The sequence below is a fragment of the Staphylococcus delphini genome (assembly GCF_900636325.1).
GTDB classification, from domain to species: Bacteria; Bacillota; Bacilli; order Staphylococcales; family Staphylococcaceae; genus Staphylococcus; species Staphylococcus delphini.
The window spans coordinates 312,411-327,435 of record NZ_LR134263.1; the positions used below are offsets into that span (position 1 = coordinate 312,411).

Here is a 15,025-nt window from a genome sequence, read left to right on the forward strand (position 1 = left end):
GAAATCAGCACAAGAGCTAGGATGAAGTTGGATCCTGGCTCTTATTATTTTTGCTCACTTGATAGGCATACAAGTTTTGTGTTAAATAAAAATATCATTATTCTCTAAATGTTTTTCTGCAATACCCTACATCTAAAAACTTGAAATGGCAGAAAAAAGGTGTATGATTTTATTATCCGAAAATAGAAAAAGGTGAAAATGAAATGAATCATACAAAAAGTATCAAACATGCCTATCCTTATCTCGGCATTGTCATTTTATTACATATTGTCGGTATCGTTTTAATGTGGATTGGAGGCGCGCAATATCCGTTATTAATGAGTATGGGGGTGATTGCGTACACACTCGGATTGCGTCATGCGTTTGATGCGGACCACATTGCGGCGATTGATAATACCGTGCGAAAATTACTCCAACAAAAACAAAATCCAATGGGTGTAGGTTTTTACTTTTCATTAGGGCATTCGTCTGTTGTATTCTTAATGGCGGCTGCACTAGGTATTGCGGTGACTTGGGCACAACGTCATATGGAAAGCTTTCAAACGACAGGCGGATTAATTGGGACGATTGTTTCAGGTGTCTTTTTATTGCTCATTGGTATTTTAAATTTAGTCATTTTAATACAACTGATTCAATTATTCCGTCAATTACGTCAAAGAAATATTACAGACGCACAAATGGATGAACTTATCGAATCACGCGGTTTAATCATGCGTTTTGTTCGACCACTCTTCCAGTTTATTCAAAAAAGTTGGCACATCTTCCCATTAGGTTTCTTATTTGGGCTTGGTTTTGATACGGCGAGTGAAGTATCGTTACTCGCATTATCAGCAGGTGCTGCTCAACATACCGTGCCGTTTTTAGGGATTATCGCGTTACCTATATTGTTTGCGGCGGGGATGAGCTTGTTAGACACATTGGATGGGGTATTGATGACCAACGCGTATCATTGGGCATTTGACAAACCTGCACGTAAAATCTTCTATAACATTACGATGACGGCCATTTCTGTCGTTGCCGCACTACTGATTGGTGGCGTAGAAATCATGCAATTACTTGGTGAAAAATGGCATTGGAAAAATGGTTTTCTCGGCTGGGTGACCCAATTAGATTTCGGTTGGCTCGGCTATGCATTAGTCGTCGTGCTTATTCTTTCATGGATCATTGCGATAGTCGTGTGGAAAGTCGGCCGCTTTGAAGAAAGATGGGGTTAATGCGAAACGCGCTATTTTAAGCAAACAGAAAGACAGACGTCAGTTTGAAAAATCATTCAAACCACGCCTGTCTTTTAAATTTCACGAAAAGTGATCAGATTGCAAGAACAACTCGAGACACTTGATGTAACAGGGAAAGTTGAAAATATGCTAAGTCAAATCAAGCGTTATGGTTCTAAAGTCTTTTCAATAGTGGTGTTTCGTCCTGATCTTGATCCAATTGTCATAATCGCTAGACCTGTCACGAGTAATACGGATAGCGACACGATCCATTGTCCTGTCCAATCGTGTAAAATACCGAAGAACAATGGTCCAATACATGCAAATAAATAACCCACTGCTTGTGACATCCCTGCCAATTTCGCTGCAGTTAATCCACTTTCGGTACGTAAACTAAACAATGTATTCACCAAACCGAATGCAATCCCCAGCGCAATACCAATCAAGATTAATGACAAGAGTGCCATACGCGGCGCAAACATTAAGATTAAAATAGCGACAGTAAAGAGAACGCCAGTGAATGCGATAGGTAAGACTTGGTTTTTAAGTCGTGCAGCATAAATCGGTGTAACAAAAGTGAATGGAATAATCGCAATTTGTAATATCGATAAATAAAGGCCTGCACGTGACACCGGAATATCATACGATAATAAAAATTCTGGTAGCCAGTTAATGAGTGAATAGAAAATAAGTGACTGACCACCCATGAGTAGCGTAATTTGCCATGCGAGTGGTGATTTCCATACATTGACAGCATCTGAGAGGTCGACCTGTTTTTGTGCAGCATGATGACGTAACTGGAACGTCCATACAAGCACAGCAATGAACGAGACGATGCCAATACTGCCTAATGCAACATTATAATTGTAATTTTTAAGTAACGGTGCGGCACCATATGATGAGAGTGCACCAAAGATGTTCATCACAACAGTATAATAACCTGTCATAATGCCGATACGATACGGGAATTTGGATTTAATCATACCAGGCGCAAGAACATTCCCAAATGCAATGCCGACCCCAATCAATATCGTCCCAATATATAATAAACTGACTTCTGTAATGCTTCTTAAAATGACACCGAATAGAATCAAAAGTAAAGCGATAAAGAGTGAACGCGCCATTCCGAAACGGTGACTTACTTTAGCGACAAGTGATGAAATAATCGCAAAAGCTAATAAAGGAATAATGGAAATAAAGCTGACGGCTGTGTTGGATAAGTTTAATGTATCTTTAATCGCGGGTAATACCACGCCTACTGAAGTAATTGGTGCTCTTAAATTAGCGGCAATGAGCATAATACCGATAAAAAGCAACCAGTTAATACGGTTAGATTGTTGTTCCAAGGTGTCAACTCCTCTCTATATTTGGTATAATTGACGAAACGTTCTATATAAAGAACACACTATATCGTACATGATGTTCACTATATTGTAAATAGAAGGGGCTCAAAAATGGAAAATATTAACACAGTCGTTGCAGAAAACTTACAATATTACCGTCAAGCACATCGTCTCAGTTTAGATAAAATCGCACAGTTGACTGGTATTAGTAAAACAATGATTAGTCAAATTGAAAAAGGGGCAGCGAATCCAAGTATCAATACATTATGGAAAATCGCAAATGGGTTACGTATTCCATTGACTTCATTAATTAGTGAAGAAAATGAAGCGATTCAAAAAATAGACCGTTCAGACATTCAGCCGATTTATAATGATGATCGCTCGGTCGTCGTTTATCCGTATTTTCCATATGAGGCGGCACATGCGTTTGAAATGTTTTGTATGCGTATGGATGCGGACAGTATACTCGAATCAGATGCACATCAAGAAGGCGCGAAAGAGTACATTATTGTGAATGAGGGCACTTTAACACTTACTGTTGGAGACACACACTATGAAATTGAAGCGGGCCAAGCCATCAGTTTTAACGCCAATACAGCGCATACGTATCGCAATCAAACAGGGGAACAGCTTAGAATTACGGCGACCATTCAATATTAATAGCGGAGGGAGTCTACGGTAAGTGTGCCGGTAGACTGCCTCTTGTTGTGGCGTTGTGAAAAATCAAGTAACATAGCAATCAAAATGTATGCATGAAAGGGGCATAGAATGAGAAAGGAAACAAAAGATATACTCATAGTAATTGGCATCGCCCTAGTAATTGTCGGTTTCGTTAAATGGTTGATTTTCACACCCTACACGGTCAATGGCGCCTCTATGCATCCTACATTCGAAACAGGTGACCGTGTCATTGTGAATCAACTGTCAAAAAAGCTCAACACGCTAAGTCACGGGGATGTCATTGTGTTTCATGAAGATGCGGAACGGGATTTTATTAAGCGGATTATAGGTTTGCCGGGCGATCGTGTCGTATATCAAAATGATCAATTGTATATTAACGGTCAAAAGATAAAGGAACCTTATTTAAAAGCGAACCAAAAAGAAAAAGCAGCTGAATTTTTGACCGAAAACTTTGATGTATCGGATATTGAGGGCTCAGATGGAAGTACAACGATACCTCAAGGTCATTATCTCGTCCTTGGTGACAATCGCATGAACAGTATCGATAGTCGCTCGTATACAGTAGGACTCGTGCCACACAAGCGTATTGTAGGCAAAGCATTGGTGAGATATTGGCCGTTAGAACGTGCGAAATTTCAGTTTAATCCGGGCACATTTGAAAAAGTTGAAGCATAAGGATGTTTCATGTGAAACGGCGGCATTTAAAGCAATGTAAAAATCACGGCTATACTTCGTTGTTTGAAGTGTGACCGTGATTTTTTGGTTTGCATTTTTATTGATAACGATTCGGTGCGTTCCTAGACACTTTAGAAGCAATTAAATTTGTGGAATGTTTTCGATAGCGATGACTTGATCATTTTGTGTGTACACTTTGATAGTATAGGGATTGTCTTGGCGACTATCGTAATACCATATATTGCCGTCTGTCATGTTAGGCGCTTGATGGACACCGATAAATTGTGCAGTTGTAACTTCATGCGGTGTGACATAAATATGTTCGACTTGGTGTTGTGCATTATAACTGATAGCAAGATCGCCATATGATGCGGCGTCACGACCATCAATTTCAACAGTCTTTTTGGGTGGGCCATGGGTTGCCTCGACATCTTTACGTGTGTCTCCGATATGAAAGTTTTGATAACCATCAATGCGGTCACTATGCATGAAGTCTTGGCTGAAGTCGTATGACAGTACATCGAGGTGAACGGTTTCTGTATCTTGCTCGCTTTGAGTGGTTGTCGCTTTGTTTTCAGTCGTGTTGAAATGGAGCTTTACTTGAGACAAACGGTAACCGCCATATATCATCCCACCAAGTACAATGATAATCAGTAAAATGATGAGTGCAATAAGCCATTTCGGATTCGATGATGGAGAGGGTTCATAGTTGGGTTGACGGTGTTGTGATGGATGGGCATGGTTATGTTTACGAGACGTGAGGTCGCTTTTCAAAAAAATAACCTCCTTTTATTTCTTTTAATATTGTCATTATAATTAGTTGCAGAATTGGAAACAACTATAAAATGCAAAATATAACGAAAAAATTGTATGTAAAATAAACATTCTCATCTGTTTCCAATGCAATTCAAATCATTTTTGGTATGATAATAACAAACTTAAAAAATAGGTGGTATGTTTTGATGACTCAAAGAGAACAAATTGCCGTGGGGACGGGTGTCATATACATCGTGCTCATGGGTATAGGGATGGCGATGGTGTCCGCATTAGGTTTCAGCTATAGTGACCCAGAAATGGTGCGCGTCATCGTCTTTTTTGAAATCATTTTTGCAGTATTGACTTTTAGCGTTTATAAAAAATTGAAATTAACCGCATTATCTGCACCCTTTCAATTTTCCAAGTGGCTCATTCCTTTTATAATCATTTTTATCGTGATGTTAGGGTTGTTTTTATATACAGGAAACTGGACAGGACACCTTCCAATGATAGGATTAATTGCGTTGACGACGTTATGTGTTGGTTTTTCGGAAGAATTGATGTTTAGAGGTATCGTCTTGCCTGTCTTATTAGAACGCCACGGTGTGTTATTCAGCATCGTGATGAGTGCCGTATTTTTTGCGCTACTGCATGCAGTGAATGTATTTGCAGGTGTACCATTATCCGCGGTTCCCATTCAGTTATTAGCGACCTTTTTATTTGGTCTCGTGTTCAGTTGTCTTGCGATACGAATTCGCAACATTATTCCGTTAATGATTTATCATTTTGTATGGGATTTTGTATTGATTGCGCAACCTTTGACAGGTGCTCAAGTCGATACCGTGTCATTGATAGGGATTGCAGTTGAACTCGTTGTTGTCATTCCAATTATGGTTTACACAGTGAAACGTTATAAAGCAGGCAATGCATCATAGTCATTCAAAAGGTAAGGCGAGATAAATTGTTTTGCCTTTTTTACATACTTTTAATAATAACCTCACGCCATATTTAAATTGTTTCATTACAATGGCAGTGTATTGAATATTTGCTATGGGGGTTATGACAATTATGAAATTTAAAAGGCAGTTTGCACAATTATCCATCGTGAGTGCACTGATCGCATCATCGTTAGGAGCGGGACAGGTGGCATCCGCTTCAGGCTCAGGTGAAGGTCCAGGCCAACAAGCGGCGATGTACGGGGACACGAGCCATCCTAAAAATGTGATTTTCCTAGTAGGAGACGGCATGGGCCCAGCTTACAACACGGCGTACCGTTACTTTGCGGATAATCCAGACACAAAAGAAGTGGAAAACACAGCTTTTGATGATTATTTAGTAGGGACACAACAAACGTATTCCGATGATGATAAAGAAAACATTACCGATTCTGCAGCGGCAGGAACGGCATTTAGTTCTGGCCATAAAACGTATAATGGGGCAATCGGTGTGGATAAAGAGCAAAATGACTTAGAATCTGTACTCGAACGCGCGAAAAAGTTAGGCAAATCAACCGGCTTAGTCTCAACTGCTGAAATTACAGATGCGACACCTGCCGTTTATACCGCTAACATAGATGACCGTGATAAAAAAGATGAGATTGCCCATCAATTTTATGATCAACGTATTAACAATCAACATAAAGTCGACGTCATTTTAGGTGGCGGTGCGAAATATTTTGGTAAGGAAAACGGAAATATCACGGACCAGTTTAAAAAAGATGGTTATGGCGTCGTCACAAATCGTCAACAACTAGAGAACGCCAAGGAAGACCAGTTGCTTGGTTTGTTTGCGGATAAAAACATGCCACTCGCCATTGATGCAGAAGAGGACCAACCTGAATTGTTAGACATGCAAAATGCTGCACTTGAGCGCCTTTCTAAAAATGATAAAGGTTTCTTCTTAATGGTAGAAGGGGCGTCTATCGATAAACAAGGTCATGCGAATGACGTGACAGGGGTCATGTCCGAAATGGAAGGATTCGAAAAAGCATTTGCGAACGCGATTGATTACGCCAAAGCAAATCCAGATACACTTGTTGTAGCAACTGCTGACCATTCAACAGGTGGCTTGAGTATGGGGCAAGGCAGTGCATACGAATGGAACCCAGAGCCGATTCAACAAATGAAGCATTCAGGCAAATGGATGACAGAACAAATTGCTGACGGTAAAAGTGTAGAAGAAACGATTCAAGCAGGATATGGATTTGACTTGAGTGAGAAAGAGATGAAAGCCATTCAACAAGAAGCGGATGCATTGAAGAAGTTAGATGAAGAAAGTGACGACTATGAAGCACAACAACAAAAACTGGAGGACGCCATTCAAGCACCGATTAACAAAAAATCCAATACAGGTTGGACAACAAATGGTCACACTGGAGAAGACGTGAACACCTACGCATTTGGACCAGGTGCTGACCAATTCCAAGGTAATATCGATAACACAGACAACGCGAAAAACATCTTCAACTTTTTTGGGGATGTTAAGCAATAGCAGTGAATAAGAACACATAAAGATACACAGACTGGGATATCACGTTATCCTGGTCTTTTTTAATTTTTGCAGTAAATAATGCACATTTAAACATTTTATGAGATCATTTATAATACATATAATGAAATTTGAGGAAGGGGTATACCTGATGAAGAAAACGATTCATGTCGTAGGTGCGGTTATCTTTGATCAACATAAAGTGCTATGCGCGCAAAGAAGTGAAAGTATGAGTTTACCTTTATTATGGGAATTTCCAGGCGGTAAAATTGAGCAAGGAGAAACGGACGTTGAAGCTTTAAAGAGAGAAATTCGTGAAGAAATGAAGTGTGATTTAGAAGTGGGCGACAAAGTCACAACGACTGAATACGAATATGATTTTGCTACCATCGTGTTAACGACATATCGTTGTACATTGAAAGAGACTTTGCCGACACTTACTGAACACCGAGCGATTGAATGGTTAGATAGCAAAGATTTGAATCAATTGGAATGGGCGCCAGCTGATGTTCCAGCAGTAGATATCATAGTAAACGAGGCGTAACGAGATGGACCATTTACTTGATGATTTTAAAAATTCGTTACATAAAGGTTTTATTGATCGTTCTATTGAAAAACAAGGTCACTTTTTGCCTAAACTTCTCATTAATAATGCACAAGAAAATGTATTAGCGACAATTATTGATGAATTGTATCGCTGTGAATCATTTAGTATTTCGGTCGCATTTGTAACTGAGAGCGGTTTAGCCAGTTTGAAAACACATCTTTATGAATTGAAGCTGAAAGGTGTTAGGGGCCGTATTTTAACTTCTAACTATTTATCGTTTAATTCACCTAAAATGTATGAAGAGTTAATGAAGTTAGAAAATGTAGATGTGCGTGTCACAAATGTGAGTGGTTTTCATGCAAAAGGTTATATTTTTGATCATGATTACTATACGTCGATGATTGTTGGCAGTTCTAATCTGACGTCTCATGCATTAAAGGTGAATTACGAACATAATATTATGTTTTCATCTCATCGCAATGGTGATATCGTACATAAAGTTAAAAATCAATTTGAACAATTATGGGAAACAAGTGAGCCATTAACAGCGGCGTGGATAGAAAACTATCGTCAAGTGTACCAACCGAAAACGAGACAAGCGATATTTGAGGTAGAGCAAGCGCAAATTGAAAAACAACGGCAATTACAATCAGCTCAAGCAATCATACCGAACATGATGCAACAAGAAGCATTGAGAGAACTGGAAATGATTAGACAGCAAGGAGAAAGTAGAGGCTTGATCATTTCAGCGACAGGTACAGGGAAAACAATCATGTCTGCACTTGACGTGAGACAGGTACAACCAGAAAAATTCCTTTTTATCGTACATAATGAAGGGATTTTGCGAAGAGCAATGGAAGATTATCGACGTGTGTTAGCAGATGAACCCGCTGATGCATTTGGATTATTAACTGGAAATGATAAACAAACCACTGCAAAATACTTGTTTTCAACGATTCAAACGATTTCGAAACCTGATATTTATGAGCAGTTTTCACGTGAACATTTTGACTACATCGTGTTTGATGAAGCGCACCGTGTCGCTGCCGCCTCATATCGACGTGTGTTTGATTACTTTATACCTGAATTTATTTTAGGTATGACAGCGACACCTGAACGTAATGATACACTAAATATTTTTGAACTGTTTCATTACAATATAGCTTATGAAATTCGTTTGCAAGCAGCATTAGAAAATGACATCTTATGCCCATTCCATTATTTTGGTGTCACGGATTATGAGGTGGACGGTATCATTAGCGACGATACGATTTCACTTCAAAAGCTTGCCTCAGACGCCCGTGTTCAACATATCATTGAACGCACCAAATATTACGGCTACTCTGGTGATCAGCTGAAAGGGCTTATTTTCGTAAGTCGTAAAAATGAAGCGCATGCGTTAGCTGAAAAGTTATCGGCTTATGGTTATCCATCAGTGGCGCTTACAGGTGAGGATACGCAACAACGCCGTGCAGATGTAATCACACAGTTACGTTCAGGGGAATTGAATTACATTATTACAGTGGATTTATTTAATGAAGGTATCGACATCCCTGAAGTGAACCAAGTTGTCATGCTCAGAGCGACGACATCGAGTATTATTTTTGTTCAACAACTCGGTCGAGGTCTCCGTAAAAGTAGCAATAAGGATTATGTAACAGTGATAGATTTTATTGGTAACTATAAAAATAATTACTTAATCCCGGTTGCATTATCTGGAGACCCAAGTTACCACAAAGATAACTATCGTCAATTTTTAACAAATCCGGCTGTGTTAAATGGCGTTTCAACAATTAATTTTGAAGAAGTCGCGAAAAAACAAATTTTCGAGTCACTGACTAAAGCAACTTTAAATAGTGTCAAAATTTTAGATGATGCCTATAAAAATGTTGCACGCCGCATTGGTCGTCAACCTTTACTGATGGATTTCAATGACCAGAATGCGATTGATCCATTGATTATTTTAGAGAAATACAAAAACTATCATGATTTTCTTGAAAAACGTGGTTATACAACAGAAGTTTTAGAGCTAGACGCTTTTAAAAATCTCACATTTTTATCAAGAGAAGTTGCACCAGGATTAAAAAATACAGAACATTTCATTTTGCAACGTTTGATTGAAGGCGATGCGAGAATAGCAGAATTATTAGAATACATGCACCAGATTGATTCAGCAGTGACCCCCGCAGATATAGAGACGACGTTAAAAATTTTGGATTTTAGCTACTTTAAAAACGATATTGAAAAGTCATACGGTTCGCCAGTCATTCATCGAAAAGGTGACGTCATTGAATTGGCTGCACATTTTCAACGCCAACTGAAAAATGAACGATTTCAACGTTATGTTGAGGACATCATTCGTCTTGGACAATATAACAATGAGATGAAATTTGAAGGTCAAAATGAGTTCATACTCTATCAAAAGTATTTCCGTAAAGACTTTGTAAAAATAATGAATTGGGATAAAGATGTGTCGAGTACGATGTATGGCTATCAAGTAAGGCATCATATGGTACCTATTTTTGTCACTTATCATAAACAAGAAGATATTACGACATCTACACAGTATGGCGACACATTCATAAGTCAAAGTGAATTTAAATGGTATACCCGTTCCAATCGTTCACTTAAATCTTCAGAAGTAGATGATATCGTTCATCACCAAGCGCGTAACATTCCGCTATATCTATTTGTTAAAAAAGAAGATGCAGAAGGTAAAAACTTCTATTATTTAGGACGTGTGCATGTCATTGAAGGTACCGTGGAAGAAACAACGATGAAATCTGGAGAACCCGTTGTCACGATGCATTTTAATTTAGAAACGCCTGTTCGAGACGATATTTATCGTTATATTGTCGAGCACTAACCCTCAATCGAATACTATTTCACAAAAGCGATTGCGATGTGCGTCGCTTTTAATTTTATCTCGATTTGTATATAATAACATTATCAATTTAGGCAATCCTAATTTAAAATTTGGATATGTTATTTAACGATAGAGATAGAAGAGGAAAAGGTAGAGTAAAATGAGAAAAAGTTTAGAAGAGATTAATGGAACGGTCGCATATCATCGTGATGCACCGTCATGGAAAAAAGTGTTTTTCTTTCTCGGACCAGGTGCCCTTGTTGCGGTAGGCTATATGGATCCGGGAAACTGGATTACGTCGATGGCAGGGGGCGCGCAATATGGCTATATCCTGTTGTCGGTCATTTTAATTTCGAGTTTAGCTGCGATGTTACTCCAAAGTATGTGTGCGCGTTTAGGAATCGCGAGTGGGATGGATTTAGCACAAGTCACACGTGCGATGACTTCTAAAAAAGTGGCAGTCGTTTTATGGCTTTTCACAGAACTTGCGATTATGGCGACGGATATTGCAGAGGTTATCGGAAGTGCGATTGCGTTGAATTTACTTTTTCATATTCCGCTATGGCTCGGTGTGACGGTGACAGTATTAGACGTCTTTTTACTTTTAGCCATTATTAAGCTCGGTTTTCGTAAAATTGAAGCGCTCGTTACGGTATTAGTATTAACCGTGTTTATCATTTTTGTCTTTGAAGTTTATTTGTCAGATCCTGTATGGGGCGATGTGTTCAGTGGATTTTTACCGCAATCTTCTGTCGTGACACAACCCGGTGCTTTATATATCGCATTAGGGATTATCGGTGCGACGATTATGCCACATAACTTATACTTGCATTCATCTATCGTGCAATCGCGAAACTATGAACGTCAATCAGATGAAGAAAAACGAGAAGCCATTCGATATGCGACGATTGATTCAAACGTCCAATTGTCACTCGCTTTTATCGTTAACTGTTTATTATTAATTTTAGGGGCAGCACTGTTTTTCGGAAGCGGTGAAGCACTCGGTGGTTTTTATGATTTATATGATGCCCTCACACATTCAGAAGTATCTACTGTAATTGGTGGTGCGGTGATGAGTACATTGTTTGCCGTAGCGTTATTAGCTTCAGGACAAAACTCCACGATCACTGGCACATTATCCGGCCAAATTATTATGGAAGGTTTCGTTCATTTGAAAATGGCACAATGGGTACGACGCCTTGTGACACGTATCATTGCGGTGGTTCCAGTTTTTTTCTGTTTATGGTTATACGGTTCGAGTACTGAAAAAATCGAAAATCTACTCATCTTTACGCAAGTCTTTTTAAGTTTAGCCTTACCTTTAAGTGTCATTCCGTTAGTCATTGCGACCAATAATCCTAAAATTATGGGCAAAGACTTTACCAATCCGCGTTGGGTCAATTTCATTGCGTGGGCATTGGCGATTATCTTAACAGTTTTGAATATCTATCTTATTTACGCAACTTTTGGCGAACTCGGTTAATAGGGTTAAGTCGGGGCTTGGACATGCATTGTTCAAGCCTCTTATTTTTGCTTTAAAAAATGCGAAATGATTCGAGTAGGTTGTTTTAATTTGTTTCCTTTTACTCTCTGAAAACGCACCCACTACAAATAAATATATATTCATTAAATGTGCATAAATAGTCACAATTTAAATCGTTAAATAAATTTTTAACATTATTTATGTACTTTATAAAGGCGTTTTTACAATATTTCGGTTGTTGAAAAGTTATATATATTCAAAACGGACAATTAAATTGAATGTATGAAATTTGCATTAAAATTTAATTTTCGATAACCTATTGCTTGTATCAAGACGTTTAACATCAAGAATCAACAGAAAAGGAGTTAAAAAGAATAAGGGGTGCTTAAAATTGCATAAAAATAATAAATTGATGGACTGGGTCGTGTTCATCGGTACGGCAATCGTATTATTGATGGCCGTCATACCGATGATGGTGTTTCCTGAACAAAGTCGTGCAGTCGTCGTCGCGATGAATGGGTTCGTAACATCCAAAATGGGGGCCATCTATCTCGTATTGGGGCTTGCGATTTTTTGTTTTGTGTTATACATAGCTTTTGGTAAATATGGTTCGGTCACTTTAGGTCGTGCCAATGACAAGCCAGAATTTAGTGACTTTGCGTGGGCTTCGATGCTGTTTTGCGCAGGTATCGGTTCAGACATTTTGTACTGGGGTGTAATTGAGTGGGCTTATTATTTCCAAGCACCACCACACAGTGCGAAACCCTTTTCTGAGGAAGCTTTAAACTATGCGACAATGTATGGGATGTTTCATTGGGGACCTATCGCATGGGCGATTTACGTTTTGCCAGCCTTACCGATCGCATATTTAGTATTCGTCAAAAAGCAACCAGTTTTCAAAATTAGCCAAGCTTGTCGTCCGATTTTAAAAGGGCAGACAGATAAAGCGTTAGGTAAAATTGTAGATATTTTATTCATTTTCGGACTCATTGGCGGTACAGCGACATCACTCGCATTAGGTGTACCGATGATTTCTGCAGGTCTTGAAAAGTTATTCGGTTTCGACGGGTCAAGTATGGTCGTCAAAAGTATTGTATTAATCTGTATTACAATCGTATTTGCCTACAGTTCGTACCAAGGTTTGAAAAAAGGGATTCAAGTGCTCAGTGACTTGAATGTCTGGCTATCATTTGTTTTATTAGGCTTTATCTTTGTCGTTGGCCCAACCATTTTTATTATGGAAACAACAGTGACAGGCTTTGGGAACATGTTGAAAAACTTTTTCCAAATGGCGACATGGCTCGAACCATTCGGCGGTATCGGAGGTCGTGAAGAGACGAACTTCCCACAACAATGGACGATATTCTATTGGTCATGGTGGATTGTTTACGCGCCATTTATCGGTCTTTTCATTGCGCGTATTTCAAAAGGGCGTACGTTAAAAGAAGTCATTTTAGGGACAATCGTCTACGGGACATTCGGCTGTGTGTTGTTCTTCGGTATTTTCGGAAACTTCGCTGTGTATTTACAAATCTCAGGTCAATTCGATGTCATCCAATTTTTAAATACACACGGTACGGAAGCAACAATCATCGAAGTCATTAGTCAACTGCCATTCTCAAAAATCATTATCGGATTGTTTATCTTGTCAGCGTTCTTATTCTTAGTCACAACATTTGATTCAGCATCATACATTGTTGCGGCAGCTACGCAAACACGTGTTAAAGGAGAACCTATCAAGTTAAACCGTTTATTCTGGGCATTTGCGCTTTGTTTACTCCCATTTTCACTCATGTTAGTCGGAGGAGAAAAAGCGTTAGAAATTTTACAAACCGCTTCTATCGTTGCAGGTGTGCCACTAATTGTCATCTTTATCATCATTATGATTTCCTTTATGATGATTTTAGGTGGAGATCGCATTGCCTTACAAAGCCGTGCCGATCGCTTTAAACGTATCGAACGCCGCTCATTAAGAATTTTGCGTGTCGGTGAAGACGAAGAAGACGACAATTTATAGCGATACAAAATAATGGTGTAGGACAGAAATCTCAACATAGAGAGTTTAACGTCCTACACCATTTTTACATGAGTTACGTTGTCTATAATGATAAATATTTCGAATTGATTCATGAATAGGGGTGGGCTAATCAAATGCTAAACTATCGTGAATTGAAGTTTTTGTAAGACATAGTGATAAGGGATGGAGAGCGCACATATATGAGCTTTTATAGTGAACCTTGAATGGAGTATGTATACATCAACTAAAGTGAAATATTAACTCTTTTAATAAGATGGAAATCTGAGTATAATCAATTGCATAAAACATAGCAGCCTATTAGTCGTATGTCATCATCTACACCTATGAAATTTATAATGATGTGGGGTGGTAGCATATGACGATCATAATCAATTTAGATATTTATATTCCAATATCTTTGACGATTATAGGCACTTTATGCATGACCATTGTTTTGTATAAAAAGTCAAAAAAATAGGCTCCCGTTACTACAATAACGAGAGCACCTAATCATAGGCTATAATGATTAACATACGTTGAGTTACCAGCTCACTAATATGTTACTATGTTTTTGCACCTAGCTCAAGTTTTCCCGACTGACTAGGTGTTTTTTTAATGTCTAAATTGTATCATTGGTTGCGGAAAAAAACAATACTTTCTATTACTGTAATAGAAAGTATTGTTTTGTATAAAAAGTCAAAAAAATAAGCTCCCGTTACGGCACTAACGAGAGCACCTAATCATAGGCTATAATGATTAACATACGCTGAGTTACTAGCTCACTAATATGTTACTATGTTTTTGCACCTAGCTCAAGTTTAACCCACTTGCTAGGTGTTTTTTTGATAATCAAATTATAGCACCACGATAAAGAAAAGACAACACTTTTTAAATGCCAGTCAGAATGCTCACTATACCCACTCTCAGATCCAATCAAAAGAAGAAGGAAAGAGATG

The 15,025-nt window shown here is 38.6% G+C and carries 11 protein-coding genes; 9 read left to right on the forward strand and 2 right to left on the reverse strand.

Annotation, left to right across the window (positions count from 1 at the left end; all coding sequences use genetic code 11):
- The first annotated feature begins 203 nt into the window (after window positions 1-203).
- Window positions 204-1,214, forward strand: coding sequence for a HoxN/HupN/NixA family nickel/cobalt transporter (locus EL101_RS01335; protein ID WP_096596371.1), 1,011 nt, complete (start codon window positions 204-206; stop codon window positions 1,212-1,214).
- A gap of 167 nt (window positions 1,215-1,381) precedes the next feature.
- Here EL101_RS01335 and EL101_RS01340 read toward each other — a convergent pair whose 3' ends face one another.
- Entirely contained in the window at window positions 1,382-2,560 is a 1,179-nt protein-coding gene (locus EL101_RS01340) for a CynX/NimT family MFS transporter (protein WP_096596372.1), read from the reverse strand.
- A gap of 108 nt (window positions 2,561-2,668) precedes the next feature.
- Between EL101_RS01340 and EL101_RS01345 the strand changes: the two genes are divergently transcribed.
- Together EL101_RS01345 and lepB are read left to right on the forward strand one after the other, a co-directional pair.
- Window positions 2,669-3,217: a helix-turn-helix domain-containing protein gene (locus EL101_RS01345; RefSeq protein WP_096596373.1), complete on the forward strand. Its 549-nt coding sequence runs from the start codon at window positions 2,669-2,671 to the stop codon at window positions 3,215-3,217.
- Between the two features lie 108 nt (window positions 3,218-3,325).
- Window positions 3,326-3,913 (forward strand): signal peptidase I, encoded by a 588-nt coding sequence (gene lepB / locus EL101_RS01350; protein WP_096596374.1) that lies wholly within the window; start codon window positions 3,326-3,328, stop codon window positions 3,911-3,913.
- A 141-nt stretch (window positions 3,914-4,054) separates the two neighbouring features.
- Here the strand turns inward: lepB and EL101_RS01355 are convergent, their stop codons facing one another.
- The gene (locus EL101_RS01355) at window positions 4,055-4,687 is read right to left on the reverse strand and encodes a hypothetical protein (protein WP_096596375.1); all 633 of its coding nucleotides are present in this window, start codon (window positions 4,685-4,687) and stop codon (window positions 4,055-4,057) included.
- Window positions 4,688-4,875: 188 nt separating this feature from the next.
- Here EL101_RS01355 and EL101_RS01360 point away from each other — a divergent pair, with 188 nt between their 5' ends.
- From EL101_RS01360 to EL101_RS01385, 6 genes are all read left to right on the forward strand, one after another.
- Window positions 4,876-5,604, forward strand: a complete 729-nt coding sequence (locus EL101_RS01360) for a CPBP family intramembrane glutamic endopeptidase (RefSeq protein WP_096596376.1) — start codon at window positions 4,876-4,878, stop codon at window positions 5,602-5,604.
- Window positions 5,605-5,737: 133 nt separating this feature from the next.
- Window positions 5,738-7,159, forward strand: a complete 1,422-nt coding sequence (locus EL101_RS01365) for an alkaline phosphatase (protein WP_096596377.1) — start codon at window positions 5,738-5,740, stop codon at window positions 7,157-7,159.
- A gap of 148 nt (window positions 7,160-7,307) precedes the next feature.
- Window positions 7,308-7,700: a (deoxy)nucleoside triphosphate pyrophosphohydrolase gene (locus tag EL101_RS01370; protein ID WP_096541812.1), complete on the forward strand. Its 393-nt coding sequence runs from the start codon at window positions 7,308-7,310 to the stop codon at window positions 7,698-7,700.
- Window positions 7,701-7,704: 4 nt separating this feature from the next.
- On the forward strand, window positions 7,705-10,569 hold the full coding sequence (locus tag EL101_RS01375) for a DEAD/DEAH box helicase (protein WP_096596378.1): 2,865 nt from the start codon (window positions 7,705-7,707) through the stop codon (window positions 10,567-10,569).
- A gap of 160 nt (window positions 10,570-10,729) precedes the next feature.
- Window positions 10,730-12,052 carry an Nramp family divalent metal transporter gene (locus tag EL101_RS01380; RefSeq protein ID WP_096596379.1) on the forward strand — a complete coding sequence of 441 codons (1,323 nt, stop codon included), beginning with the start codon at window positions 10,730-10,732 and terminating at the stop codon, window positions 12,050-12,052.
- Between the two features lie 412 nt (window positions 12,053-12,464).
- Entirely contained in the window at window positions 12,465-14,069 is a 1,605-nt protein-coding gene (locus tag EL101_RS01385; RefSeq protein WP_096541926.1) for a BCCT family transporter, read from the forward strand.
- Window positions 14,070-15,025 lie beyond the last annotated feature (956 nt).

Excerpts from the sequence above, each read along its gene's own strand:
- lepB (WP_096596374.1), top strand. The coding sequence starts at position 3,326 with ATGAGAAAGGAAACAAAAGATATACTCATAGTAATTGGCATCGCCCTA.
- EL101_RS01385 (WP_096541926.1), top strand. The coding sequence starts at position 12,465 with ATGGACTGGGTCGTGTTCATCGGTACGGCAATCGTATTATTGATGGCC.
- EL101_RS01365 (WP_096596377.1), top strand. The coding sequence starts at position 5,738 with ATGAAATTTAAAAGGCAGTTTGCACAATTATCCATCGTGAGTGCACTG.
- EL101_RS01345 (WP_096596373.1), top strand. The coding sequence starts at position 2,669 with ATGGAAAATATTAACACAGTCGTTGCAGAAAACTTACAATATTACCGT.
- EL101_RS01360 (WP_096596376.1), top strand. The coding sequence starts at position 4,876 with ATGACTCAAAGAGAACAAATTGCCGTGGGGACGGGTGTCATATACATC.
- EL101_RS01375 (WP_096596378.1), top strand. The coding sequence starts at position 7,705 with ATGGACCATTTACTTGATGATTTTAAAAATTCGTTACATAAAGGTTTT.
- EL101_RS01380 (WP_096596379.1), top strand. The coding sequence starts at position 10,730 with ATGAGAAAAAGTTTAGAAGAGATTAATGGAACGGTCGCATATCATCGT.
- EL101_RS01370 (WP_096541812.1), top strand. The coding sequence starts at position 7,308 with ATGAAGAAAACGATTCATGTCGTAGGTGCGGTTATCTTTGATCAACAT.
- EL101_RS01335 (WP_096596371.1), top strand. The coding sequence starts at position 204 with ATGAATCATACAAAAAGTATCAAACATGCCTATCCTTATCTCGGCATT.